This window comes from Mesorhizobium sp. B2-4-14 (assembly GCF_006442155.1).
Classification (GTDB): Bacteria; Pseudomonadota; Alphaproteobacteria; order Rhizobiales; family Rhizobiaceae; genus Mesorhizobium.
Map to the genome: position 1 here is coordinate 13,106 of NZ_VFVA01000043.1, position 25,994 is coordinate 39,099.

The window sequence follows — 25,994 nt, forward strand, 5'->3', positions numbered from 1 at the left end:
CCGCGTCGCTTCGCTCCTTGCTACGCCCTAGGATGACGAAGCGCGGGGAGCGGCGTCGCCTGGCGCCCTCGCACCACCGCCCGCGTCGGCCGGTACAGGACCAGCGCGAGCACCACGAACTTGGTCATCAGCGTTGTCTTCGAGGCGAGGCTCTCGGAGGTGTTGAGCAGCATCAGCCAGCCGAGCATCGGCAGCCATATTCCCGGATGGCAGCGGCGTGCCACCTCATGCGTGAACAGCGCGAAACCGAACACCATCAACAGGGTGAAGAAGGCGCCCTGGTAGAGAACCATGCGGATGATCGGATTCTCTATGCCCTGTTCGAGGCCGCTGATGCGGCGCATACTCTCGACCAGGTCGATATCGGGCCCCACGATCAGGTCGCGCAGTTCCAGGTGCTGGAACAGATCGAACATCTCGACGCGGGCATTGGCGCTGCCTGAATCCGAAACGAAGCGCTCGAGCAGCGCGTCGAAGAAGCCGTATGAGGCCGCGAGCACGATAACGACCGGTATCAGCGCGGCGAGGATGAAGCCGAGCGCGGCGCCAAGCAGATTGACACGCCCCATGCGCAAGGTGCGCAGGCCCTGGATGAGGATATAGCAACCGCCGAGCATGATCGTCAGCACCATGGCGGAGCGGCCGCCGAAGGCGACGAGGGCCGCGCATTGCAGGCCGATCAGCCCAAGCCGCAGCGGCATCGACAGCGATTTCGAGCCGGAGAGCAGCGCCAGCACATAGATCGAGGTGATGGTGGCGTTGACGAGCGGATGCCCCTGAAGCGCTGTCGAGCGCAGATCGTTGGCGAACACCTCGCCGTCGAGGCGATACGGAAAGATCAGCGTCTTGGTCGCGAACTCGAACAGCGCCAGCAGCGCATTCGCCGTCATGATCGCGTGTACCACCGTTTGCAGGCGGGCGAATGTCTTCTCGTCGTTCTCGGCCAGCATCAGCACCAGCAGCGCCGGCGTCACGAACGTGTCGATCATGCCGGCCATGCCGGGGCGCTGCCGGACGATGACGACGACAAGCAGCACGATCGACATGACCGCCAGCAGCGCGCTGGCCGGCCGCCTGTCGGCGACGGTCACCACGTAACCCATCGGGTTGCCGAACGTGCAGGCGCGCCAGGCGAACATCAGCACGAGCAGATAGGTGGAGGGATGGATCTTGGTGGCCGGATTGCCGGTCAGGCCGTCATAATTGTAACCCACCAGCCACAGCATGCCGCCCGAAATGCCGAACAGCAACGCCACCGCCGCGACCAGGCCATAGCCGGTCACCCAGTCCATGGAATTGCCGGCGGCGGCCGGAACCGGAACGCCCCAGCCGGCTGCCGAGGTGGCGGCCCGGACGGCAGGCCGGCTGGCGGTCATGTCAGGCTGCCTCGTCGACCAGCATGGCGGCGGTCGGCAACCGCCCCATGACGGAAATGGCCTGCGAAGCCGCCGTCACGTCGTGCATCGGCGTCGCGTTCAGCGTGGCGACGAGCACGATCTCGTCGACCATAGCGACCAGCGGCGAGACGTTGAGATTGTCGGCCAGCGCGCCGCCGTCGACGACGACGAGATCGAAACTGTGGCCGGCCTGCGCCAGCATATGCTGCGTGAAATAGACGCCCTGCGCCTCCGAGACGCCAGCCTTTGGCCGGCCGCCGCCCAGAACCGCGACATTGCTGCCGGGTGTGCGCTGGCTCAGCGCCTCGAAGGCATATTCGCCGCGCAGCACGTCAAGCAGGCCGGGTTGCGGCTCCTTCTTGCCGCTGCCGGCATTGCTATCGATGAACAGCACACGGCTGCCCCTGGCAGCGGCGGCATTGGCGAGCAGGCGCGCCACCCGGCCTCGTTGCGCGGCATCCTGCGGCGGCGACGTCACCAGGATCGACGGCACCAGCGGCCAGTTCGGCGGCCGCCTGCTGGCGGCGAACAGACGCCTCAGCGCCAAGCCCGCGACCGCATCCGTCTTCGCTCCGGCCGGCGCGGCTGAACGGCCGAAAGGCCACCAGCGGCGGCGCGCCGTTTTCGCCGGCAGCACGCCCAGCACCGGTGCCTCGATGGCCGATTCCATCTGCGCGCGGGAAAGCACGGTCGGCGAGGAATATTCCGCGATCAGCGCCATGCCGGTGCCCAACCCCAGCCCGCCGAAGAGCGCGCCGATGAGCAGCAGCGGCAGCGGCGGCCAGCTCTTCTTCAGGGCGGGCATGGCATCGGAGATGATGCGCGCATTGGTGCTGTCGACATTGATCTGCTCGCGCGTCTCCTGAGCCCGCTGAAGGTAGGTGGCGTAGACGGAGCGCAGCGCCTCGAGGTCGCGCTGCAATTCGCGCAGCCTGACCGAGGCCTGGTCGGTGTCGAGCGACTTGCTCTTCATGCCCGCGACCTTGGCTTCCAGCGCCTGCTGATTGGCCAGCGCCCGCTCATAGTCGGTCTCGGCGGCGGCGGCGATGCGGGCGAGTTCGCGCGCAATGAGCGCGCGCGTGTCGCGAAGCTGCTGCTGGGCCGCGATCATCGAGGGGTGGCGTGGCCCGAGTTCCGTGCCAAGTTGCGAGACCTGGTCGACAAGTGTCGCCTCCTGCGCCCGCAGGCTCGAAATCACCGAGGAGCGCATCGCTTCCGAGGTCGCGTCCGGCGCGCCGCCGGACCGGCGCAGCTGGTCGACCTGCGCCTTCAGCGCCGCGGTGCGGCTCTGCGCGGCCGAGAGCTGTGTGTTGATCTCGGTCAGCTCCTGGTCGCTGACCAGATTGCCCGCCGCCATCACCATGTTGTTGGCGGATTTATAGGCCTCGACGGCGTTCTCGGCCTGCTGGACACGCCTGCGCTGCTCGTCGAGCCGCGCGGTGATTGATTTGGAGGCGTCCGTGGCGGCCTGCGCGCGTGCGCTGGCCTGGTCCGCCAGATAGGCCTGCGCGATGGCATTGGCGAGCTTCGCCGCCTTGTCCGCGCTCTTGGCGGTGACGATCACGTCGATGACCAGCACCTTGTCGGCCCGCTTCACCGCGAGCCGCCGGCGCAGCGCATCGAGCGTGTTCGCCGTCTTGTCGGTTTCGGCCGACCCGGAGCCCAGCAAATGACTCAACAAACCCCCCTGCCCGTTGAATTCCGGATCCTCGGTCAGGTTGGTGGCCTGAATGGCCCTCAGCAGCACGCCGGTCGACTGGACGACGGCGACCTGGCTTTCCACCATGGTGATGCCGCCATCGGGGGGCACGCGGCTCGGATTGACGTCGTTGGTGACCACCTGCAGGTCTTGCGGGTCGATGATGATTTCCGCCACCGAGCTGTAGAGCGCCGGCGTGAACAGCCCGTAGAGCAGCGTCACGAGGGTCAGCAGCGCGGCGGTGGCCAAGATCAGGAAACGGCGGCGCACCAATATGCGCTTCAGGTCACCCAGCTCGACCGTCGAGGACGCATAGGACGGCGCCGGCACGGGCTCCGGAGCATGTTGCATCACCTCCGGAGCGTGTTGTTGCGGCAACGAGAGCAGGGATGATTGCAAAGGTCGCTCCGACAACACTCCATGTGCCCGCAAGCTTAAATTGCGGCTTCAGCCTAGCTATTCCTCCAACCATTAAAACACTGTTAATTATGTTGGGAGCTCTTCTGATTTTTGGCACGGAGTTTGCGTAGTACAGGCACGGGCGTGCTGATACGGGCGTGGGCGAGCAGGAGACGGATTGAAATGGGTCAGCACTTCACTCCGGCCCATTCGTCCGGCCCTCGCCCATGTCCGGAATTCGAACACCAGCCAGATACCAAACACTGGAATGCTAAGGGTGCGACATGCGGGTGAGCCTGCGCCTGGACAGCGAGTGCGTGCGTGCCTTTCACCTTATGCTGCTGCAGCGCCTCGCGGTGCTGCCGCATGTCGAGATTTGCGTCGACGCACGACCGGCCGGGGGCGGCATTCCAGGCAGCGCCGCGGCGCTGTTCCAACTTGAAACGGCCATCCATGGCCTGCCGGCGGACGGGCCGGCCAAGCGCCTGCCGCTGTCGGCGCTGGCGCCCTACCGCACACAGGCGCCCGCTCCGGCGGATCTCGTGCTCGACCTCTGCGGCGACGCGCATGTGAACGGAACGCGCGTCTGGCGCATGACCTATGACGGCGCCGCCGGCGAAGCGGCCTTGCTGGCGTCGATCCTCGACGGCCGCACGCCGGTCGCCCGCATCGAGGAGAACGGCGCGGTCGTCGCCGAAGGACGCCTGGGCACGGAATATGGCGGCATCGCGCTGGCCTCCTTCCAGGACATGCTGGCGCGCACGGCAAGCCTGATCCTGGCGGCAATGACGGGCGCGGCGCGGGCCGCCTTGCCCGTCCTGCCCGAGCCGGCGCAGGCGGATGCTCTTCCGCAGATTCCCTCCACCGCCAAGCTCGGTGTCAGGGCGGGCAAGGCGTTGGCGCGGCGCATTGTCCAAAAAATCTACCACCTCTGCTACAACGCCCCGCACTGGAAGGTGGGCTGGCGCCAGACCGATGGCCGCGACCTGTTCGAACTGGGCGCGCATCCGGCATCGGGCTGGCGGGTGCTGCCCGACGACGGCAGCCGCTTCTACGCCGATCCGTTCCCGATCCTCTACCAGGGACAGGTAACCCTGTTCGTCGAGGACTATATCCACCGGCTGTGCAAGGCCATCATCTCCGCCGTGCCGTTCGGTCCTGCGGGGCCGATCGGCCGCCCGGAGCCGGTGCTCGACCTGCCCTACCATCTCTCCTATCCCTTCGTCTTCGAGCGCGACGGCGAGGTCTGGATGGTGCCGGAAAGCTGCGCCAACCGCACGGTCGATCTCTACCGGGCGACAGCCTTCCCCGGCGGTTGGGTCAAGGAAGCGACGCTCTTGTCCGACATCGTCGCCAGCGATGCCACCCTGGTCGAGCATGGCGGGCGCTGGTGGCTGTTCGCCACCGTGCGCGATGGTGGCGGCGCCTTCTCCGACGCGCTGCACCTGTGGTCGGCGCCGGACTTTCGCGGCCCCTGGACGCCGCACCCCAAGAATCCCGTGCTGGTCGACATCGCCTCGGCGCGTCCGGCTGGCCGCATGGTGGAACGCAACGGCCAGTTGCTGCGCCCCGTGCAGGACTGTCGCAGGAGCTATGGCGCGGCCCTCGGCATCGCACGCATTGCTCACCTTGATGTGAACGGGATGGAGCAGGTGGTCGAGACGATCTTAACCCCTGGTGCGCTATGGAATGGGCGCAAGCTGCACACGCTCAACGAGGCGGGCGGGCTGGAATTCATCGATGGCTCGGCGATCGCACCGCGCTGGAAACAGAAGAGGCGACCGTCATTAACCTGAACATTGGCTACCACCAGTCACTCGTGCTGGTTGCCTGAGGTTGATAAGGGTCCGGAAGATATTTTCCACTACAGATTGTGGAGAGGGAAGATGACCAGCATAAAGGGCAGCGACGCGAACCCCGCCGAGACTGTCCCGACCGAAGTCGACGTGGCGATTGTCGGTGCCGGGTTGGCCGGCACGACCTTGGCAACGGTCTTGGGAAACGTCGGCCGCAAGGTAGCGCTGGTCGATCCGCATCGGACCCATCCCGACGAGTTCCGGGCCGAGAAGCTTGGCACGGACCAGACGCACCTGTTCGAGAAGCTGGGCCTCGACTCGATCGTGCTGCCTCTGATGACGTCGATGGACGATATCCATGTCTTTCGCCTTGGCCAGCTGTTCGCACGCGAGCGGCGCGTGGAATATGGTTTTTCCTATGGCGCGCTGATCAACGGCCTGCGCGCCGCCTTGCCGCCCCAGGTACCGGTCACCGTGGGCAAGGTCGCCGAGATCATGACCGGACCGGACAAGCAGCGGCTTGTCCTCAACACGGGCGCCATCATCGAGGCGCGGCTCGTGGTGGTGGCCACCGGCCACAGCGAGGCCGTGCGGCGCGCCGTCGGCGTCCGCCGCATCGAAGAATCAAAGGGCCATTCGCTTTCGATCGGATTCGACCTTGCCACCCCGCCGGACGAATGCGCCTATCAGGCAGTCACCTGTTTCGCCAGGCGACCGGAGGACCGCATCGCTTATCTCAGCGTGTTTCCCATCAATGGCGTCATGCGTGGGAACATGTTTGGGTACCGGGAGGCGGGCGAGCCGTGGACCAAGGCGTTCCGCAAGGATCCGCAGAAAATGCTTTGCGAAATGATGCCGGAGATCGCGGCTCAGTGCGGAAACTTCAAGATCAGCGGGCCTGTCGACATCAGGCCGATCGATCTGACGAGGACGGAAGGGCATCGGCGTGACGGGGTTGTGTTTGTCGGCGACGCCTTCTGCACGACGGATCCAACGCCGGGCGTTGGCATCGTGCGGGTAATGACCGATGTCGATCAGCTCCACTCGGTGCACATTCCGCGCTGGCTGGAAACGCCAGGCATGGCGGCTGACAAGATCTGCGCCTTCTATGACGATCCAGTCAAAATAGCCGCCGATGAGGACGGTATGCGTGTCAGCCACTATGCCAGGGCGATCACCGCGGGCACCGGACTGGAATGGCGTTTCCGCCGCCTGCGCAACAACACGGCGCGCCAGCTGATGATCATCGGCCGCAAGATGGGTCATTTGGGACTGCGCCGGGAGCCGGGCATGGCGTAAGGGACTTCCAGCTTTTCCCGCCATCGAAAGCAGAGGCGTCTTCCCTTCTCGCTTCCCTGCGGAGCAAGGAAGCGCCAGCCTCTCGACCCAAGCCACTTCCACGAAAAACGTGTAACGGTTTTCCGCCTTGAATGCGGTCAGGCAAGAGATCGATCGTAACGAAAACAACCATCACGCGGAACAAGCGAGGCCCCGACAGCTTATCTCTTGAGGAGATCCGTTCTTGAGGAGATCCGTTATGGTCAAGAACATCGATCGCGCGTTGCAGGACGCTATTCTTGCCATGCGCATCCTTCGAAAATCCATAATCGATCACGGGCATCTGGACGCGATGACCGAATTCGACAGCTTGATCGGAGTGGCCATTTCAGAGGCAGAGCAACAGTTGATATCCATGCAGGCCAGATCGTCGAATGAGCGACCGATAGATGCGAGTTGACGACTGCCACCTGCCTGTATCCACTCGAGCACATCAAGCGATCACGAACGACCGCTCCAATATGGGGTGAAGGGCAAAACCCGACTGCGTCCCGAGCTGCTATTATTTCCTTTTTTGCGCCCGGTGCCCACGACGCAATCATCCCTGCCCGCGAAAGCAAAAGGCGCGATCAACCGACCGCGCCCTGGAGTTTCGCTTCGCCAGGCGAAAAGCGTTATGCCTGATCCGCTCAGGGCGGCGAATTCGAAAGACTGGGTGCAGCCGTGACGACCGACAACCGTTCACGCTTCTGCCAGCTTGGCTTCTCGTATTTCTTCATCGGATAGAGCCCTCCGCGTTGGATACGGCGCCAAAAGAACCGCTTCGCCGTGCGGTGTCAATTGTGCCAGGACACGCTGTCACAACATGGGTGGTGACAGCCAGGAGATCACCCGTCGCGGCGCAACGGCTGAGGTGGCACCGACCATTACGGCCGCGCCGGAGACCAGACGCGCGCGCCGCATCGCACTATTGCGAATCGGCCACACTGCCGGCTTTTCGGTCGAGCCGTGGCAGTGTCTTGCGTTGACAATCCCCGGTGGCGCGAGCAGGCTTCGGGTCTGAGGGAAAACTGGGGGACTAAAAGTGAAGAAGGCTTACCAGAAGCCGGTGTTGCTGAAGCGCGAGAGGCTTTCGGCCGTCACCGCTGTTTGCACACCATCGACCTGCCCTGTTTGAAACAAGTCGCCAGGTCAAGAACCTCCATCGCCCGCTGGCACGGCCAGCGGGTTTTTTCATGCGCGATTGCCAGATGATGCGCCCGAACCGGCCTCAAATCGTTTTTTGGCGGTAAATCGGTCCATCGGCGGTATTCTCTCTTCCGTGCAGGCGTGCCTGAATAGCGCCGGGAGGAATCTGCCATGCCAAACAATGCCTTGCCGCTGGTGATCAGCGCGCCCGAACCACGCACGCTCGAGCTGATTTTCACGCCGCCGCAGCTGGCGCGGCTCAAGGCGCACTACCGCGTCGTCGAGACCACGGCCGACGGCGTCGCCGGACTGCCGGTCGAGGTGCTGGCGCAGGCCCGTTACATCATCGGCCAGCCGCCGATCTCGCTGGAGACGCTAGAGGACATGCAGGCGCTGCGCTGCGTCTTCAATGTCGAGACCAATCTCATCAACAACATGCCCTACGAGACGCTGTTCGCGCGCGGCATCCATGTCGTCACGACAGGCCTGGTCTTCGCCGAGCCGGTGGCCGAGCTTGGCCTGGCCATGGCGCTCAACCTCGCCCGCGACATCGTCGACGCCGATCTCGCCTTCCGCCAGGGCAAGGAATTGTGGGGCGGCGACGGCAACCAGACGGCGCGGCTGCTCTCGGGCGCCGATGTCGGCATTATCGGCTTCGGTGATCTCGGCCGCGCCCTGAACCGGCTGCTGTCGGGTTTCCGCACCCGCACAAAGGTCTTCGACCCCTGGCTGCCGCCATCGATCCTGATCGACAATGGTGTCGAGCCGGCATCGCTGGAGGACGTTCTGTCATCGAGCGATTTCGTCTTCGTCGTCGCCTCGGTGACCTCCGAGAACCAGGGCTTTCTCGGCGCCGATGCCTTTGCCAGCATGCGCCAGGGCGCCGCCTTCATCCTGCTCAGCCGCGCCGGCGTCGTCGACTTCCCGGCCCTGATGGCGGCGGTGAAGAGCGGCCACATCGTTGCTGCCAGCGATGTCTTCCCGGAAGAGCCATTGGCCCGGGATCACCCGGTGCGCGCTTTGCCCGGCTTCCTGCGTTCCGCCCACCGCGCCGGCGCGCTCGACATCGCCTTCAAGCGGATGGGCGACATGGTGCTGGAGGATATGGACCTGATCGACCGCGGCCTGCCGCCGTTGCGCTGCAAGCGGGCGGAGCGTGAGACGGTGTCGAGGATGCGCTCCAAGCCGTCGGACAGGAATTGAGGGGCGAGCCTCGCGCGGCCCCATTGCATCGGTTGTGCGTGATTTTTGCATCAGGATCCGGCCTCCCAGTGCGTGGACTGAACACAAGAAACCGCCGAAGCGCTTGAGAACATCGGAAGCTTTGCTGGCGCTCTCAACTCGGCTATTCGAGCGAGGCTGTCCTCGAAACCGAATGACCGCAGATATCCCACCACAAGCTGCGCAGCCTCATCGGCAAGGATTCGGACCGCTTCGGCGCTGAGTTTTTCAGGGCCGCTCAAAAACGGCGTATGCGCGGGGCAGCGGCACTCCAAGCCGAGCTTGACTGGAGTGCCGCATGGCCATCGACCCGGGCGGCGCTGCCAGACTTGACGAAGCCAGGCGCAACAAAAGAACCGGTGTGCCAGTAAGAATGCCATGCGAGCGTCCCGCTGTGGACAACGCGCACAGCACGCGCTTTAGTGGCGCAAGGATATTTCCCTACAATACGGACAGCGTGCGGTTCCTGAATAATGGAGATCGGCGTGCCCCTGGATTTTATCGAGGTCTTCCGCCGCGAACTGAGCGCTGTCAATTTTCGCCGCATGCGCATCCGCTGCGGCGCCGTGGCCGAACACAGGGCAAACGGCACCGGCCAGGCCACCAGCCATTTCCTTGTCGATCGCGGCGATGCGGCGATCGACGAGGCAAGGTCCGACCCGGAACGCGGTGCGATCAGGACGAAGAAAGCCAGCAATCTTACGGGCATAGCGCTCTCGGGTGGCGGCGTGCGCTCGGCCTCCTACTGCCTCGGCGTGCTGCAGGCGCTGGAGTCGCTGGCGCCGGCGGGCAGTCCGCGCCCGCTCGATGCCGTCGACTACCTCTCCACCGTCTCGGGCGGCGGCTATATCGGCACTTCGGTCGTGGCCGGAATGATGCAGGACAGCCGCACATTCCCCTTCGAAAGCCGGCTCGACGAGGCGGAGACGCCCGAAACACAGCATTTGCGGGACTTCTCCAATTTCCTGGCGCCCAGCGGTGCCGCGGACTATCTGGTCAGCATCGCGCTGGTCATGCGGGGCCTGCTGGTCAACGCCTTGATCGTGCTGCCGGCCCTGCTGCTGCTTGCCGTGCTCACCATCGCGATCAACCCCACCGTAGCGGATCTGGTGAGACCCGGCATTTTCGGCATTTCGGTCTCGAAACTGCCAATGCTCGGCGCAACCATGAAGTACTTCGCGCATACCGTGGTGCTTGCCGCGCTGGCGGCGTTTGTGATGTTCGGCAGCGCGCTCTACACGTCCCTCACCTTCCGCACCGGCTCGCTGAGGAGCCGCGAGATTCTCGGCCGCGCCCTTGGCGCGCTGGTTGCCGTGGTGCTCGCCTCGGCGATCATCGACATCCAGCCCCTGGTGCTTTCGGGCATGCTTGCGAACGCCAACGACAAGGTCATCAGTTCCACCGACCAGACATTCGTCCTGGCAGAACCGTTCCAGGATTTTCTGTCGGCCTTCGCGAGCATTCTGCCCTCGCTTGCCAGCGTGCTCGTGCCGACGGTGGCGGTGCTGATTTCGGTTTCGCAAAAACTCGCCAAGCTCGCCGAGGCGGCATTTGGCGATGTGAGCTGGAGCGCGACGATCAAGAAGAACGGCAGCCGGCTCGTCCTCTACCTCGCCGCGGTGATCGTGCCGTTCATGCTGTGGGTGACGTACATCTATCTGAGCTATTGGGCGATCCGCAAAGGAGACGAGTGGTGCGGCGTGGAAACACCGGGCTGGCTGAAGACAGTCACGCAATGCGAGGCGGGCTGGTATATCGGCCCGCTTTCCCGGCTTGGCCCCATCGGCGCGACATATCTGGGCGCCGCTTTGCTCTTCTCGGCCATCTGCCTGTTGATCGGACCGAATTCGAACTCGCTCCACAGGCTCTATCGCGACCGTCTCAGCCGCGCCTTCCTCATGCAGAGGAGCACCATAGGCAAGCAGCCGTCGGACTCGGTCGACACCTGGAAATTTTCGTCCCTGAAACCGGTCGATGAGGCCGGAAACTGGAAGGAAGGGGCGGCCTTCTCGCCCTATCTCCTGTCCAATGCCGCCATAAACCTCGAGGGCTCGAAGGACCTCAACAAACGCGGCCGCAACGCCGACAATTTCATCTTCAGCCCGCTGCATGTCGGCAGCCAGTCGACCCGCTATGTCGCCTCGACGGACATGGAAAGGGTGGTGCCCGACCTCAGCCTCGCCACGGCAATGGCGACGTCGGGTGCGGCGGCATCGGCGAATATGGGACGGCAGACAATAAAAATCCTTACGTTCAGCCTGTCCCTGCTGAACATCCGGCTCGGCTACTGGCTGGCCAACCCTTTCCGGATCGTGGCCTTCAAGAAGCATTTGAATCGCTGGATCGCGAATGTCGGTACCTGGTATTTCGCGGCGGAGACGGCCGGACTCCTGAACCAGAACCGGCTCAACGTCTACCTGACCGATGGCGGCCACATCGAGAACCTCGGCATCTACGAATTGCTGCGCCGCCGCTGCAAGGTGATCCTCGCGGTCGATGCCGAGGCCGACCCGGCGCTGACATTCCCATCGCTGGTCAATCTGGAGGTCATGGCCCGTATCGATCTTGGCGTCAGGATCGATCTGGGGTGGCAGGCAATTCAGGCCAATGCACTCGGCATAACGCCAACCGCGCCCTATGGGCCCGAGGGACCGCCTGGCCGGCGTGGCCCGCATGCCGCGATCGGCGTCATCAAATATGACGACGACGAAACAGGCGTCCTGATCTACATCAAGTCGTCATTGAGCGGCGATGAGAACGACTACATCCTCGACTATTTCAGGCGCCATCCCACATTTCCCCACGAAACGACCGTCGACCAGTTCTTCACCGAGGAGCAGTTCGAAGCCTACCGCGCCTTGGGGTTCCACGCGGCACGCGGGCTTCTGACCGGCGCCGACCGCTACGGAAATCCGGTGGAGATGCCCAAAGGCTGGAAGGCTCAGGTCGCCGCGGCCCTGGCTCTGCTCAACGTGCCCAAAGCAATGGCGGCGGCGACAGCGGGCCACCTTTAGCTGGCCGGGATGCCAACTGGGCAAAGACGGTCGCGTCCATTGCGCCGCCCGAAAGGCGCGGGCTGGAACCTTTGCGCGGCGACCGCGTTGTGCAGCCGGATCGTCTCCCATTCGATCACTCCTCCAATCAACCCCCGCCAGGCTCCGGCCGGCGGGGTTTCTTTATTCCAGCCACGCCTTGACAAAATCTGGTCTCGGGCGCTCTACCTCAGGCGTATCGGGACATGGGGGATTCACATGAAAAAGACCTATCAAAAGCCAGTTCTGGTGAAGCGCGACAGGCTGTCGGCGATTGCCGCCGTCGCCTGCCCCATTTCGCATCCTTGCGGCTGATCTTGGCACTCTTGCCAATCCAATATTGACGAGCTTGGGAAAGCCCGCTTCCCCTTGAGGGGCGGGCTTTCCGTCGTGATGGAACGATCGCCCCGCCGACAGGTTTTGCAAAAGGCCGGACGGTGGGAAGCCCGGCCTACTCCAGAAGGCCCGCCACGATTCGCGTCGGTGGCGGGCCTTTCGTGAGGCCCGTCCGCCCCGCCTCTTGGCCGAAGGTCTCATTCGCGCCGACGCGATGTTGTGCGAGATTGGCGATATAAGCGAGCGCTTGAATAATGGTTCGGACGTCTGTCGAGGGGCGGAGTCGTGCCAATCCGGGAGAATGTTGCCGCGAATCTCAGACGGCTGGTCGGTGGCCATGCGTCGGTGAGCGCCGCATGCCGCGGGCTGGGCATGAACCGCTCGCAGTTCGAGCGCTACCTGCAGGGCAAGAGCGTGCCCAACCAGGCCACGGCCAGGCTGATCTGCGCCTATTTCGGGATCGATGAGGACGAGCTGTACGGGGCGCCGCAAGCCGCGGCACCCGCACACCCGGATCTGCCGCCGATGCACCAGACGCTGTACGAGAACATGGTGCGCGGCCCTTCTCCGGCCATTGCGGGCGGCACTTATTTCACCTATTTCGCGGTTCCGGACCGTCCCGACCTTCTGATGCGCTCGGTCACCTTCGTACGGCGCGAGGCCGAACTGGTGACCTTCAGGCGCGTGACGCGGTGGACCGAGGGCCATCGCCAGGGCGGCGCGCGGGCGCCGGGCTGGCATTATGGCATCGCGATCTCGCGCCTGAACTGGATCTATTTCGCCGGCGTCAACCGCCGCCAGACCGCGGAGCCGTCGATCGTGGCCGTGCAGTGGGCCCCTTTCTCGGAGCCGGTCCTGGTCGGCAAGGCCTTCGTTTTGACCGGAGCCGGACCGGTCTGCGTGCGGGTCATCATGCGCCAGGAACTCGGCAGGATCAGCCTGAAGCAGGCGATGCAGATGTCCGGGATCGTCAGCCTCGACAACCCGCGCCTCGACCACCTTGTGGTAAGCCTCCTGCGCGAGGGCTAGAGTGGTGCTTCCAGCCGGCGAGGTTGGCCGGAGACAACAGGGGGCGCAATGCTCAACAGCTTCGACTATGGCGGCAAGGAAGCCGACACCGTGCACGCGCTGGAGGAGGATATCATCTTCGGCCGGCTGGCGCCCGGCACGCGCCTGGTCGAGGATGTGCTGCTCGCCCGCTTTCCGGTCTCGCGCCACGCCATCCGCCAGGCGCTCTACCAGCTGGAGCGGCTCGGCATCGTCACGCGCGAGCGCAACAAGGGCGCCATGGTGCGCCGGCTTTCGCCCGAGGAGGTGCGCCAGATCTACGAGGTGCGCGAAATGCTGCAGCGCCAGGCGGCGCTGATGATCCCCCTGCCCGCCGGCGATGCGCTGATCGAGGAACTGACGCGGATCCACCGCGTCTACAGCAGCCATGTCGACAGCGGTTATCTGAGAGGCATCCACGAGGCCAATGACCGTTTCCACCTCACAATGTTCTCGGCCTGCGGCAACGCCTATCTGGTGTCCTCGATCGAACACTACATGCGCCTCAGCCTGCCGGTGCGGGCCAATTCGCTGGCCGACAGGGAAAAGCTCGAAACATCGCGCCAGCATCACGCGATGATGATCGAGGCGCTGCAGCGCCGGGACAATTGGGTGCTGGCGCAGCTCTGCGTCGACCATCTGCAGCCGAGCAAGGCGTTTTATCTCCAGGAGATCGAGACAAAGGCTTCGGGCGGCTAGGAAAGAGATCGCCTCGGCCGGCCCGCGACTGCGATCCCTGCCTGCACACGACCGGCCGCTGCATGTCAGCCATCACCATCAATTTCCTCCCGCTTTCCTTTTTCCGGCCATGTTGCACTGCGAAAAGTCTGCTGCATTGCGATATCGGCCGTCTGGCCGGTACGCGGGGCGGGGGCTTGCACGAAAGGAGCTATCGTGTCGGCATCGTTTCGGCCAGATATACAGGGGTTGCGGGCGCTGGCGGTCGGCGGCGTCGTTGCCTATCATTTCGGCCTCGCCGCGTTGCCCGGTGGCTTTGCCGGCGTCGACATCTTCTTCGTCATTTCCGGCTGGCTGATATCGACGCACCTGATGCGGGAGATCACCGAGACCGGCAGGCTCGACCTCTGGCGCTTCTATGCCCGCCGCGCCCGGCGCCTCCTGCCGGCCGCTTTGTTCGTCATCCTGGTCACGCTCGTCGCCGGCTATTTCATCCTGGCGCCGCAGGAGCAGGCGCTCTATTCGCGCGGCGCCATGTTTGCGTCGGCCTATGCCATCAATCTGTGGCTGCTGCGCTGGTCGTTCGACTATTTCGCCGCCGATGCCTTGAGCAATCCCTTCATCCATTTCTGGTCGCTGTCGGTGGAGGAGCAGTTCTATCTCGTCTGGCCCACGCTGCTTCTGCTCGCTGCCTGGCTGCGTCCGGGAAAGCGCATGGCGGTAGCGGTGATCGGCGCGGCCGGCCTCGCCTCCTTCCTCGCCTGCCTGTGGCTGACCAGCGCCGCGCCGGCCTGGGCCTTCTATTTCTCGCCGCTGCGCGCCTGGGAGTTCGCCGCCGGCGGCCTGGCGACGTTGGCGCCGGCGACCCTGTGGCGGCACCGGCTGGAGCGGTTCATCGTTTCGCGGAACCGCCGAACCGCTCCGGTTCTTTGTCCTGACGCGATTGCGGACGGAAAACCGTTTCACACCTTCCCTGGAATTGCTCGATGGCTGCGCGCGGTGCAGGGCTGGCTCGGCCTGGCGCTGATCGCGGCAGCTTATCTTGCCTTGAGCGAAGACCTGCCCTTCCCCGGCTGGTACGCGCTGTTGCCGGTCGCCGGCACGGTTCTGGTGCTGCTGAGCGGCGCCGGCGAAGAGAACGACAGCGAGACCGCCAGCCCTGCCCGCTGGCAGGCGCTGGCCCCCGCTTCCCTGCTTTCGCTGCCGCCTTTGCAATGGGTCGGCGCGCTCTCCTATTCACTCTATCTCTGGCACTGGCCGGTCATCGTCTATGCCGGAATGCTGGTGCCGGATCTCACCGTCGCGCAGCGCCTCGGCTGCGGCGCTCTGGCGCTGGCGCTGTCGTTCCTCACCTATCATCTGATCGAGAACCCGGCGCGGCGCGGCGGCTGGCCGATAGCAGACGCCCGAGCCTTTCGTTTTGTAGCGATTGCTGGCGCAAAACCGCTTCGCACTTTTCCTGCAATTGCTTTGGCTCCCGCGTTGGCGCTGACCGGCGCGGGCGTGGCGGTGGCCTATGCCAGCGCGCACCTGGCCACACGCAATATCGACCCTGCCCAGCGCGGTATCGAACAGGCCGCCGAACAGCCCTCCATCGCGCGCGCCCGCGACGCCAACTGCCTGCTCGACTTCCACACGGTGAAACCGAAGCCTTGCGTGTTCGGCCCGGCGGATGCCGCCCACACCATCGTGCTGTTCGGGGATTCGCATGCCGACCACTGGTCGACGCCGCTGGTCGCGGCGGCCCGGCGCAACGACACCAAGGTGGTCACCTATCTCAAATCCTCGTGCCGCGCCTCGCGGCTGTCGACCTTCAACGCGGTGCTGAAGCGCGACTACACCGAATGCGACGCCTGGCGCGAACAGGCGATAGCAGACATAATCCGCCGCAAACCGCGGCTTGTGGTGATCTCGGAATTCTCGATCGGCAACCTGACCCGCGACATGCCAGCCGCCGGCCGCGAGGCCGAGACCGCGCGCTGGCAGGCAGGCCTGCGCTCCACACTGCAGGCCTTCAGCAAAGCCGGCGTCGAGACAGCCGTCATCCGCGACACGCCGATCGGCGACAGCTTCGCCGATTCCTGCGTGGCCCGCGCGCTCTGGTGGCGCAAGGCGCCCTCGCGCTGCGACACGCCAAGAACCGAGGCCGCCAATGACAAGGCCGCCGCCGCCGAGCGCGCCGTGGTGAAAAGCGTGCCTGACACGCTCTATGTCGACCTGACCGATCGCTTCTGCGGCCCCGCCCAATGCCACGTCTTCATCGGCGGCAAGCTGGCGTTCCGCGACCGGCACCATCTGGCCACGGCGTTTGCGGAGACGCTGGAAGGCCCGCTCGAAAAGGCGCTGTTCTAGAGTGGCTTGGCTCTCGCTTCTCCCCGTTCACGTCCGAACTCACCATTTCGACCAGGGCATGGCGATAAACGCCGGTTGAAGGCCACGCTACCAATGAGGTGGACGGCGCCAGCGATTATGGTCCCCTCCGACGCTGCCGCGCTCCGGCTTGCGCCCTCGCAGCCATTCATGCGCTGATCGAAACACCTCAGTAAATCCTCCGTGCTAGATGCGCAGTAGGTTTAGCCATTCCATCGTGCGGAACGCACCTCGAGACGGCCGCCTCTCGCGCGCCTGCCATCTCAACATCGACGCAGACCACGCCATTGCGCCTGCCTTCCGCAGGAAGTTCGCGGTAAGCGTGCAGCAAAAAAGCTGTAGCAAGAATTTTAACGCCGCAGTATCGAAGGTTGTGAATAAGGGGAGGCCAGAATATGCGATTAATTCTCACAGATATTACCGAAATGCACGGGAGCAACTATTGCGTCGCAGGTTGGGATGTTCAGGCTCACAGAATGGTGAGGCCTCTGCCTAACGGCAGCAATTGGACTGGAGGTCTCTTGCAACTGCACGGGATAAATCCCGGCGCAACGGTGGACGTAAATCCAACCGGACAGCAACATGCGAGCGCATTTCCGCATAGAACAGAGGATACAGTCATTAGCAATGCTGGAATTCAACTTGCGAATGCGGGGCCAACCCATTGGTTCGCCGCGGGCGCTCCTCCCACACAGGTAGCAGTGAATCAGGCGTTCGGTGGGCATTTAGTGCATTCAAAGACATGGAACGGGGCATTTCAAGGAGTCTACGTTCCCGAGACCACCCAGATTGGCTCCCTTGGTGCGGTCAGGGTTCCAGTGGGGCAGTTGCAGCCGTTCGAAGACAATTATAAGGGCAAAACGAGCCTACGTGCCTATCTTAACGATGGCGCAGCCTGCTACAATCTGCCCTTAGTCGCGAAAAATCTGCGCGAGACATACAGATTGAACGGCCTTGCCGGAGTCCAACAGTTGCTGCCGGCGCAGGGTTTAGTGCATGTGCGGTTAGGTTTAGCCAGAGCTTGGGCAGGGCAACCGGGGAAATGCGCCCTAATGATCAACGGCATATACGGATAGTGGGATGCGAGAAACCGAAATCACCGTCTGGACGATCGGGCATTCTATGCACACTTATGAGCGGTTGCTTCAGCTACTCCGGAGCGCAGAAATCACTGCCGTTGCTGATGTTCGAACGTCGCCATATTCGCGGCATTTTCCTCAGTTTGGTAAAGATGCACTGAGAGACGAACTGCGAATGGATGGGATTGCCTATTCCTTTCTCGGTAAGGAACTTGGCGGGCGTCCAACAGGTAGCCAGTACTATTGCGACGGCATTGCTGACTATGAGCTGATGGCGAAGTCTCTCGAATTCCGGCACGGTATCCAACGAGTACTGGACGGTGCCCAGAAATACCGCGTGGCGCTCATGTGCTCAGAACATGATCCATTGGATTGTCATCGCTGTCTGTTGGTTGGACGGGCACTAGCTAAGCGCGGGGTGGGGGTGAAACACATACACCCTAACGGCGGTATTTTAACCCAAGGTGAGATAGAGGAGCGCCTCCTAAAATTGGAAAGCCATGACGGTGGCGATCTTTTTATGTCAAGCGATGAGCGCTTAGCTGCCGCTTACCGAAAGCGTGCACGAAAGGTTGCGTATACCGAACCTTCAAACGGCGCGTCGGATGCTATCGCGGCCGAGTAGCAGATGGATAAGATCAACGTCTCCACCATCGGCTTTACCAAATCGAACGCCGAGAACTTCTTCGAGCGCATGCTGCATGCGGGAGTAAGGAAAGTCGTAGATATACGCCTTCACAATACGTCCCAACTAGCTGGGTTTGCAAAGGCAGATGATCTAGCTTACTTACTAAAAAAAATTGGCGATATTCAATATATTCACCAACCTATGCTTGCTCCGACTGACAATATCCTCAAAGCCTACAAAAAGGACAAGGGCGACTGGGGAGTTTATCAGGGTCGTTTTCTGGAATTAATGGCCGAGCGGAAAATTGAGCAACGTCTGAAACCTGACATGTTGGAAGGCGCCTGTCTACTATGTTCGGAGGCGACTCCCCACAACTGCCATAGGCGCTTGGTTTGCGAATACCTCAATGATAAGTGGGGCGAACTTCTGAGGGTTCGGCACCTTTGATTGCCATGTATCAGTGCGCCCCTCACAGCCCAACGTTATCCATGCCGCGCCGCCAGCAGGTTCCAGCCCCTTTTCGTCACCACGTCCCGACCCTGGCCGGTCTGCTCCGCCAATCTCTTGATCGCAGGCGGGGCAGCGTTCTGAACCACGGCGGCCAGATTCCAATGCCGCGAGCGCCAGGAAATAGCACCTGGGCCCCTTGCGGCCAGTGCCTTGTGGGCTTGTCTTGCGAATCCATGGCTTGTGGGCTTGTCTTGCGAATCCATGGAACGAGGCCGCATCTCAGGAGTTATATTAGGTCAACCTTGAAAGGAGGCAGCAATGAAGAAGCTCCTGCTTGTCTCGGTTATCGCCATTGCTTCGGCGGCGGCGATGATCGCCCCCGCTAGCGCCCGAAGTCACGTCTTCATTGGCATCGGCGGCGGCTATAACGACTATTACGGCAACGACTATTACAACGGTTATGGAGATTACGGCGGCCGCTACTATGGTCCTTACCATGCCTATGACGCCTACGATGAAGGCTACAGGCCCCGTTATTACCACCGGTACCACCGTTGCCGCGTCGAGCTGGTCAACCATTGGCGCCACCACCACAGGGTCGTCGAGGAAGTCCGCGTCTGCGGATGATTTGATCTGATCGAGTGAAACCGATCCGGCCGGCATCGTCGGCCGGATCATTCCGGTGGGCGATTTCTACCCCAGCCGCCTCATCATCATGCCATAGTGCACCGCCAGCAGGTCCAGCCCGACCTTCAACAGCTTCGTTACCACATCGCGCCCCTCCCCGGTCTGTTCGGCCAGGCTCTTGATCGAGCCGCCGACGCAGCAGACTTTCTGCACCACCAAGGCCACCTCCCAATGCCCGAGCGCCCTGGTGGCGGCGGCATGCGCGCGGCCGGAGTCGAGCACGCTGTCGGCGATGCCGCCGCCCTGGCGGCCGCCATCGACGCGCTCGGTCCAGCGCATCGGCTTCACATCAGCCTGCTGGCTGCACTGAAAATCCTCGCGGTAGCGCTGACCGGCTTCGCGCTGCTGGCGCGACAGCGAGGTGATGCCCAAAAGCGGATCGACATTGCGCACCCGCACGATGCCGCCGGTGGAGGTGTGGCCGTCGTTCGACACCTCGTAGACGCGCCGTGCCTCCAACGTACCGACGGTCAGCCGCTTGCGGCCGAATTCGTCGTCCCTGAGCGCGAAATCATGGCCGACCTCGCGCCGGATGCGCACCTGCTCGGCCTCGCCCTTCGGCAGTTTCGGCGCTTGCGGTTTGGCGGGTTTGGTCTTTTTGGGCATGGGTGGCTCCTTGCTGTTGGGTGTTCGAGTGGGGCTTTGCAGAACCTGGGTTCCTCGCCCCCGCGAGCGGGGGAGAGGTGGCCGCGAAGCGGGGGAGAGGTGGCGGCGCCGACAGCAGACGTTGTTTCAGGGCTGGGCGTTCAGCGATCAATTCTCAACCGGCTTTGACTTCGCCGAGGGCGTCCCCCTCTCCGTCCCGGCTTCGCCGGGCCACCTCTCCCCCGCTTCGCGGGGGCGAGGAATCCAAGACTTGCGAGGCCGCCCGCCGCGCCATCAGTTCACGCATCGTGCGCCTCTCCCGCACCTCGATGCAGAGCTGGGCGCTCGAAGGGCAGAACTGGGCATTGGCGCTCCTCACCTCGCCGCGCGCGAAGCGCTGGATGGCGGCCTGCAGGTCGCACAGGTCGGCGTCGCGTACCGCGCCGAGATAGCCGCGCATCTGCATCTCGACATCAGTCAGGGCGGATTGCGGGAAGCATGAGAACATCGCGGCCAGCGCCTTCGTCGCCTGCTGCAGTTCGGCTGCGGTCATGAATGCGGATCTCCTCGATGATGGCATTGGCGGCGTCGGCGTGGGTTTTCGGCCTGATCCAGCCGGCCGGCTTTTTCGGTCCGCGCGGCGGAGGCTGCTCCGTCCTTTCCCGTGAAAGACCGGAAGCTTTTTCATTCTGGTTTCTGGAGTCTGGAAGATGCCGCGGCAAAGAACCGGCATTTGGTGCCCCATGTGCCTTTGTTTTCAAGGCGGTGGCGGCGCCGCCGCGCGCGCCGGCGGCGGTCCTCGCCTCGCTTTTGGCCTTCGCCTTGTGCAGCTCTTTCGTCAGCCGCTTGTGGCCGATCTCGCCCGCTTCGCGATCGAAGAAGGTCAGGAGATCGGCGCTGATGACGCGCCATCTTTTCAGGGAGAGCCGCGCCACCCGCGCCAGCTTGGCATCATTGTCGGGCAGCCGGCCGCCGGCGTTCCACATCGCCATCAGGATGAGCATGTAGGCGCCGATCTGCTCGGTGGAGAGTTGAAGCGTGTCGCCGACGAAATCGGAGACGTAGAGCTGCATGAAGGGCCGTTCGCTCATGCTGCCTCCCGCGCCGCGCGCACGGTCCGCCCGATGGAACCAGCCGTCGGCCCGTACGTTATGACGCCACCACGCCAAGGGGAGGTTTGCCGATGACGGCTTTCATGCCGGTTACCCTGCGCTTTTGCGACAATAAGACCATGCTGGTCGGCTCGGTGGCCGACGCCGCGACCGCGCTGCGGCACCCATGGCCCGACAAGACCGCGCCAGCCTATCTCGACGCGGCACGGCTGGTCAGACTCGCGGTTGAGGGCAGTTGCTGCCCGCGCACGGCCTTCGAGGCCTTCAGCAAGGCCGCCAGGCAACAGGGCATATTGGTGGTCAGGCCGAGAAGCCGCGCGCACGACTGGCTCGACGCGGCCGCCAGCCCTTGAAGCCGCCGCAGGAGCGATGCAACCGCCTGCCGGCCTCGCGCGTTTATGAGCGTTGGCTTGAAAGCCGCGCGCAGACCGAAGGTGAATGTCGTGGGTACGATGAAAACCGGAGTGCCGCTCAAAGTGTGCCTGGACGGGCATGTCGAGGAAATTGACAATGTCAGCGATGCCGCCGACTTCCTGCAGCGCTGGCCGATCGAGCGGCGCGGTCATGTCTATCGCAGCGCGCTCAACGCCTGCAGCGCGGCAATCGCGGCACAGATTTCGGAATCCGATGCGATAAAGGCGTTCACCGGCTTCGCCCGCGTCACCGGCATCCTGGTTGCCGACAGCGGGCCGGCCATGAGACTGGAACCCCGCCCGGTGCAGAGCCGCATGCCCAAGCAAGGCCGGCAGGCGCCGAAATAGGGTTACGCCTCTTTCTCCCCGTTTACGGTTAGAAATGCCCGGCAAGGCAATGTGGGGCGGCGCCGGCGCTTCGGTAAGTGGCATCTGAATCGGATGCTTGAAATTCATACGTCCTCAACCCCGTCTCGTCAGCACGGCCCTCATCCGCCTGCCGGCATTCGCCGTTCGCGAAGCCAGGCAATTGGCTTTTCGTCCACCGCGCGGACCACGTCTTTCCTCCCCGTACAGGGACGGGGAGAAGGGAAGCTCACCCCGCCTCGCAAACGCGGCGGCGAAAGCGCGCCTGGTGATAGCCGCAGTAGCTTTTCATCGCCTTGGTGCGCATGCCGCAGCACAGCATGTCGGCGCCTGGCCGGCCGCCCGGCGCATCGTCTTCAGGATCTTCTTCGAGCGTCAGGTCCAGCGGCGCGCGGCAGCGGCCGAACAGGCAATCGATGAAGCGCATCGCCACGCCATGCGGCTGGCGGCCGATCGGGCCGCGCCGCGGCGCCGGCACCTTGAAGCGATAGGCTTCGCCGTCGGCGATCAGCACGCCCACCTCGCGCACGAACAGGCGCGGCGGCAGCCAGGCCGGCGAGCCGTCGTGCCTGACCCCGGCCATGGCCTTGCGCGTGGCGGCGCCCTTGCCGACAGGCACATCGGCACCCTTTTTTACGGCGGCCGCCTTTCCGGTGGCCTTGCCCTTTGTCCTTCCGCTGGCCTGCGTTCCGCCAGTCCGCCTGTCCTTCGCCCGTTCGCCGGCAACCTGCCTGGCCGCCGGCGGCGTGCCCTTGCCGTTGGCAAAGCCGATCGCGCCCAGCATGGCGTTGCGGTGGACGATGCCGATAATGGCGTTGCGCGATACCGGGCTGCCGCGCAGTGTGCTGAACGCCGCCGCGATCTTCGAGGCCGAAAGCCCTTCCTTCAGCCAGCGGGCGATCTCGTGCAATTCGGCGTCGCTATAGCTTGCCATGTCCAGGCTCCATCCAGGGGTCCGCCTTCGGCCGCGCTTGAAGCGCGCCGTCGGCCAGGCGTCAGCGGGCCCGGTCGGGCCACGGTCGGGGCTGTCGGTTCGAAAGCCGGCTTCCGCCGGTGTCAGCCGGAGCGGATCGATTGCCCGGCGGCGACGCGCGCAAGCCGCGCCTCCGCCGTCTTTCTGTCGGGGGCGGAAACCGCCCTGCCCGTCATCGGCTCGAACAGGATGACGGTGCCGTCCTGCGTGCGGATGCAGGAGCGCGCGGACGGACCGGCGGTAGGCTGGTCTAAATGGGGGCCGGAGCCGAGGGGAGCGGCGGCTCCGGCCGTTCCGGCCACCGCTGACGGGCGGACCGGACCCGAGGCATCAAGGCTCTCGGGCTTCGCCCCGGCCGGGGAGGAGGACGGCCGGAACGGAAGGGGATGGGCAGCGACTTCAGTCGCTGGATGTGCCTCACGGGAGGCCGGCGCCGCGGCGCCATGAAAGCTGGACACGTTCTGCATGGCCGGATATAAGCATAACTCGTAAAATGATGCAAGCCATTCTTTCATAGACGAGAGCAGCTTTCATCGCTCACATGGGTGCCATGGCGAAAACGGAACTGTCGATCAAGGTCGGGGCGGCGATCCGCCAGGCGCGCAAGCAGCGCGGGCTGGTCATGCGTCACATCGCCGAGCACAACGACACCGATGTCGCCGCCGTCGGCAATTGGGAAACGGGGCGCAACCTGCCCAAGACCGAGAATCTTCTGAAGACCGCGGCCTTCCTGCGCGTCGACCCGGTTGCGCTCGGCAAGGGCGAGGTCGTCTTCCTCGACGAGGCTGGCCCGGTGGCGGACGCCGAGATCGTCACCGATGCCGGCCCATTGCCGGCCGGACCGATGGACATCGAGCTGCTCGGCGCCGCCGTTGGTGGCGACGATGGCGACTTCACCTTCAACGGCGAGGTCGCCGGCTATGTCCAGCGTCCGCCAGGCATCGCGCATCTGCGCAAGGTGTTTGCGCTGCACGTGCTCTCCGATTCCATGGTGCCGCGTTACGAGCCCGGCGAAATGCTCTATTGCGGCGGCCGCGACGCCGTGCCCGGCGACCACGTGGTGATCGAGACCTTCCCGGAAGAAAACGAGCGCAACGGCAAGGCCTTCATCAAGAAGCTGGTCAAGCGCACCGCGGGTGAGCTGGTGGTCGAGCAGTACAATCCGCCGAAAACCCTGACCTTCAACCGTTACGCCATCAAGCACGTCTGGCGCGTCATCCCGCTGAAGGAATTGCTGGGGTATTAGCACCCTCGCTTTTCGGCATGGCGAACCGCGCATGCTTTTGCGCCGTTGGATTTTCTCTCGGGAGTCACGGCATGGATCCTGGGGTCTGCGCCGCGCCGCTTCGCTCCTTGCTTCGCCCTAGGATGACGAAATTACAGGCTTGGAAGCCAATCGCAAGGAACTGGGATCGCCAGCCAATATATCTTAGCGCCTTGAACCGGAACAGATGGAAGCACGACTTCGCGGATTGGCCGAAGCCTCCCTCCCCTCGCCCACTCAGGCCCGCCTGGATCCCTCCAGCGGCACCTCGCGGTCGCTCAGAATCCGCGCTTCGCTGCGCACACGCTGGCGCTCGTCGATGAATGCGGCCTGGATCGACACCGCCGTGCCGGGCAGCCCTTCGGCGCGGCAGGCGGAGCAGACGATGCGCCGGGACAATGCGGCCAGCGGCGTGTTTCCCGTCACCCCGAACCGCTTCAGCTGATCGGGCCGCCACCATCTGTTGCGGCCGCAATCGGCGCACTCCACAGAGATCGAGGCAACCTGCGCGATCACTGGTTCCCTGCCTGGCAATGCCATCGCCCCTCCTGCTATTTGTTCCTGATTTGTTCTTATATTCCTGTGTTTTGAGCCGGGAGTCGAGTCGCAGTTTCAAGACTTTTCCAAAAGTTTCCCTTCTGCATTTTTTTGAGTTATGCTTCTATATACTTGCAAATGTGAGTCGGGGCATGAACAGCCCGGCATCGGATCCGGGAGCAATGATGGATGCAGCCGATTTCGCCCGCGCCTGCGGTTACACCGGCGACAGCCCTGCTTTGCTCGAAGCCTTCGAGGCGATCCGCTGCAACGGCATTGCCCATGCCCGCCAAGACCATTTCAAGCGCAAGGCCGTCATCGACGACCTGAAACAATCCGAGCCGCTGTTCCTGGCCGCGATCGGCCCGGCCCTGTCGGCGGACGAAGCCATCGAGGACGCCGCCCGTTTCATCGCCTGCTGGCGCAACATGCCGCGCTGGCGACAGGAGCGGCGCCTGCCCGATCTCACCAGGGCCAGGCAGCAGCGTGTGGTAGCACGCTTCTTCCGCCGCTACGGCCATCGTCTATGGACGCTCGCGGCGGCCTGAAATGCGGCAGCCAGGGTGATGGGGTCTGATGATGTCGGAAAACATGAGGGTCCTCACGATAGACAGAATCACCAGCGCCTCGTTTCTTCCAGCATCCCTGGTCCGTCTCGACGCTTCGCGCCGATCCCCTTTCTCCGCCAGGGAGAAGGCAAAGCGCCCCCGGCCCTGATTCCGTCTAATTGATGCGTTGACTGGTGGCCACCAAACCGCCCGAAGGACCCGCCATGAAACGCCTCGTTCTTGCCGTCCTGTGGATAATGACGCTCGCTTTGTCCGCTCATGCCGCCGGCGACACCACGACCGGGCTTGCCGACACCACGGTGCTGATCGTGCGGCATGGCGAAAAGCCCGACAGCGGCCCCGGCCTGTCGCCGCAGGGCGAGGCCCGCGCGCAAGCCTATGCAGCCTATTTCCAGACCTTCATGCTCGATGGCGTGCCGTTCCGGCCCGATATGCTGGTGGCCAGCGCCGATTCAAAAAACAGCGCGCGCGAGCGGCTGACGCTGGTGCCGCTTTCCGAAGCGCTGAAACTGCCGATCGACCAGCGCTTCGCCGATAGGGAAGCTCAAGGCCTCGTCGCCGCGCTCGCCAGCGAAACCCATGGCAAGTCGATCCTGATCGCCTGGCACCACGGCCAGCTGACCAAGCTCATCAAGGCGTTCGGCGCCGACCCCAAGGCGCTGCTGCCGAACGGCAAATGGCCAGACGACGAGTTCAACTGGGTGGTGGTGCTGCGCTTCGACCATGCGGGACAGCTGGTGCCGGATTCGGCGCGCGTGATCGAGGAGAAGCTGCCGGGGTAGACTGGCGCGACCTTGCCTTCTCCCCCTGCGGGCTAGCGTGCGCACACATTTGATTTGGCGGTGGTCAGTATGGGTTTGCAAGGACGAAGCCCTCAACAATGGCGTGGA

Annotated in this window: 24 protein-coding genes; 16 read left to right on the top strand and 8 right to left on the bottom strand. The window is 63.8% G+C overall.

The features are described from left to right. Positions 1–20: 20 nt before the first annotated feature. Together FJ938_RS25945 and FJ938_RS25950 are read right to left on the bottom strand one after the other, a co-directional pair. Complete coding sequence (locus FJ938_RS25945; protein WP_140698800.1) at positions 21–1,376, bottom strand: VpsF family polysaccharide biosynthesis protein; 1,356 nt, start codon at positions 1,374–1,376, stop codon at positions 21–23. Between the two features lies 1 nt (position 1,377). Then, positions 1,378–3,447: a Wzz/FepE/Etk N-terminal domain-containing protein gene (locus FJ938_RS25950; RefSeq protein ID WP_140698803.1), complete on the bottom strand. Its 2,070-nt coding sequence runs from the start codon at positions 3,445–3,447 to the stop codon at positions 1,378–1,380. Positions 3,448–3,779: 332 nt separating this feature from the next. Here FJ938_RS25950 and FJ938_RS25955 point away from each other — a divergent pair, with 332 nt between their 5' ends. The 11 genes from FJ938_RS25955 (at position 3,780) to FJ938_RS26005 (ending at position 19,225) form a co-directional block, all read left to right on the top strand. Continuing rightward, a complete protein-coding gene (locus FJ938_RS25955) occupies positions 3,780–5,291 on the top strand; it encodes a formyl transferase (RefSeq protein WP_140698806.1) in 1,512 nt (503 codons plus the stop codon). Between the two features lie 90 nt (positions 5,292–5,381). Further along, on the top strand, positions 5,382–6,590 hold the full coding sequence (locus FJ938_RS25960; protein ID WP_140698809.1) for an NAD(P)/FAD-dependent oxidoreductase: 1,209 nt from the start codon (positions 5,382–5,384) through the stop codon (positions 6,588–6,590). Between the two features lie 238 nt (positions 6,591–6,828). Then, complete coding sequence (locus tag FJ938_RS25965) at positions 6,829–7,029, top strand: hypothetical protein (RefSeq protein ID WP_140613215.1); 201 nt, start codon at positions 6,829–6,831, stop codon at positions 7,027–7,029. Positions 7,030–7,928: 899 nt separating this feature from the next. Continuing rightward, positions 7,929–8,960 carry a hydroxyacid dehydrogenase gene (locus FJ938_RS25970; protein WP_140698811.1) on the top strand — a complete coding sequence of 344 codons (1,032 nt, stop codon included), beginning with the start codon at positions 7,929–7,931 and terminating at the stop codon, positions 8,958–8,960. A gap of 503 nt (positions 8,961–9,463) precedes the next feature. Beyond that, complete coding sequence (locus FJ938_RS25975; RefSeq protein WP_181169183.1) at positions 9,464–11,992, top strand: patatin-like phospholipase family protein; 2,529 nt, start codon at positions 9,464–9,466, stop codon at positions 11,990–11,992. A gap of 639 nt (positions 11,993–12,631) precedes the next feature. After that, entirely contained in the window at positions 12,632–13,375 is a 744-nt protein-coding gene (locus FJ938_RS25980) for a helix-turn-helix transcriptional regulator (RefSeq protein ID WP_140698815.1), read from the top strand. Between the two features lie 48 nt (positions 13,376–13,423). After that, complete coding sequence (locus FJ938_RS25985; RefSeq protein ID WP_140698817.1) at positions 13,424–14,092, top strand: GntR family transcriptional regulator; 669 nt, start codon at positions 13,424–13,426, stop codon at positions 14,090–14,092. A gap of 195 nt (positions 14,093–14,287) precedes the next feature. After that, the gene (locus FJ938_RS25990) at positions 14,288–16,423 is read left to right on the top strand and encodes an acyltransferase family protein (RefSeq protein WP_140698819.1); all 2,136 of its coding nucleotides are present in this window, start codon (positions 14,288–14,290) and stop codon (positions 16,421–16,423) included. Between the two features lie 1,098 nt (positions 16,424–17,521). Then, on the top strand, positions 17,522–18,145 hold the full coding sequence (locus FJ938_RS25995) for a DUF488 domain-containing protein (protein ID WP_140613221.1): 624 nt from the start codon (positions 17,522–17,524) through the stop codon (positions 18,143–18,145). A gap of 3 nt (positions 18,146–18,148) precedes the next feature. Further along, entirely contained in the window at positions 18,149–18,595 is a 447-nt protein-coding gene (locus FJ938_RS26000) for a DUF488 domain-containing protein (RefSeq protein ID WP_140613222.1), read from the top strand. 321 nt (positions 18,596–18,916) lie between these two features. Beyond that, positions 18,917–19,225: a hypothetical protein gene (locus tag FJ938_RS26005; RefSeq protein WP_140698821.1), complete on the top strand. Its 309-nt coding sequence runs from the start codon at positions 18,917–18,919 to the stop codon at positions 19,223–19,225. Between the two features lie 66 nt (positions 19,226–19,291). Here FJ938_RS26005 and FJ938_RS26010 read toward each other — a convergent pair whose 3' ends face one another. The 3 genes from FJ938_RS26010 to FJ938_RS26020 all read right to left on the bottom strand — a co-directional run bounded on the left by FJ938_RS26010 (position 19,292) and on the right by FJ938_RS26020 (position 20,961). Continuing rightward, on the bottom strand, positions 19,292–19,891 hold the full coding sequence (locus FJ938_RS26010; RefSeq protein ID WP_140698823.1) for a DUF6456 domain-containing protein: 600 nt from the start codon (positions 19,889–19,891) through the stop codon (positions 19,292–19,294). Positions 19,892–20,045: 154 nt separating this feature from the next. Then, the gene (locus FJ938_RS26015; protein WP_140698825.1) at positions 20,046–20,423 is read right to left on the bottom strand and encodes a hypothetical protein; all 378 of its coding nucleotides are present in this window, start codon (positions 20,421–20,423) and stop codon (positions 20,046–20,048) included. Beyond that, a complete protein-coding gene (locus FJ938_RS26020; RefSeq protein ID WP_140698828.1) occupies positions 20,344–20,961 on the bottom strand; it encodes a DUF1376 domain-containing protein in 618 nt (205 codons plus the stop codon). Before FJ938_RS26020 ends, FJ938_RS26015 begins: the two co-directional genes overlap by 80 nt. A gap of 92 nt (positions 20,962–21,053) precedes the next feature. Here FJ938_RS26020 and FJ938_RS26025 point away from each other — a divergent pair, with 92 nt between their 5' ends. Together FJ938_RS26025 and FJ938_RS26030 are read left to right on the top strand one after the other, a co-directional pair. After that, a complete protein-coding gene (locus FJ938_RS26025) occupies positions 21,054–21,335 on the top strand; it encodes a DUF982 domain-containing protein (protein WP_140698831.1) in 282 nt (93 codons plus the stop codon). A 99-nt stretch (positions 21,336–21,434) separates the two neighbouring features. Further along, positions 21,435–21,743: a DUF982 domain-containing protein gene (locus tag FJ938_RS26030; protein WP_226890694.1), complete on the top strand. Its 309-nt coding sequence runs from the start codon at positions 21,435–21,437 to the stop codon at positions 21,741–21,743. A gap of 247 nt (positions 21,744–21,990) precedes the next feature. On the opposite strand, the gene FJ938_RS26035 is transcribed toward FJ938_RS26030, so the two are convergent. Next, positions 21,991–22,695, bottom strand: a complete 705-nt coding sequence (locus FJ938_RS26035) for a GcrA family cell cycle regulator (RefSeq protein WP_140698836.1) — start codon at positions 22,693–22,695, stop codon at positions 21,991–21,993. Between the two features lie 122 nt (positions 22,696–22,817). Beyond that, the gene (locus FJ938_RS26040; RefSeq protein ID WP_246673529.1) at positions 22,818–23,201 is read right to left on the bottom strand and encodes a hypothetical protein; all 384 of its coding nucleotides are present in this window, start codon (positions 23,199–23,201) and stop codon (positions 22,818–22,820) included. A gap of 74 nt (positions 23,202–23,275) precedes the next feature. On the opposite strand from FJ938_RS26040, the gene FJ938_RS26045 reads away from it, so the two are divergent. After that, the gene (locus FJ938_RS26045) at positions 23,276–23,980 is read left to right on the top strand and encodes a helix-turn-helix transcriptional regulator (protein WP_140698842.1); all 705 of its coding nucleotides are present in this window, start codon (positions 23,276–23,278) and stop codon (positions 23,978–23,980) included. Positions 23,981–24,235: 255 nt separating this feature from the next. Here FJ938_RS26045 and FJ938_RS26050 read toward each other — a convergent pair whose 3' ends face one another. After that, the gene (locus FJ938_RS26050; protein ID WP_140613580.1) at positions 24,236–24,538 is read right to left on the bottom strand and encodes a hypothetical protein; all 303 of its coding nucleotides are present in this window, start codon (positions 24,536–24,538) and stop codon (positions 24,236–24,238) included. Between the two features lie 149 nt (positions 24,539–24,687). Here FJ938_RS26050 and FJ938_RS26055 point away from each other — a divergent pair, with 149 nt between their 5' ends. After that, entirely contained in the window at positions 24,688–25,083 is a 396-nt protein-coding gene (locus tag FJ938_RS26055) for a hypothetical protein (protein WP_246673531.1), read from the top strand. 224 nt (positions 25,084–25,307) lie between these two features. Then, complete coding sequence (locus FJ938_RS26060) at positions 25,308–25,886, top strand: flagellar basal body-associated protein FliL (RefSeq protein ID WP_246673533.1); 579 nt, start codon at positions 25,308–25,310, stop codon at positions 25,884–25,886. The last annotated feature ends 108 nt before the right edge of the window (positions 25,887–25,994 follow it).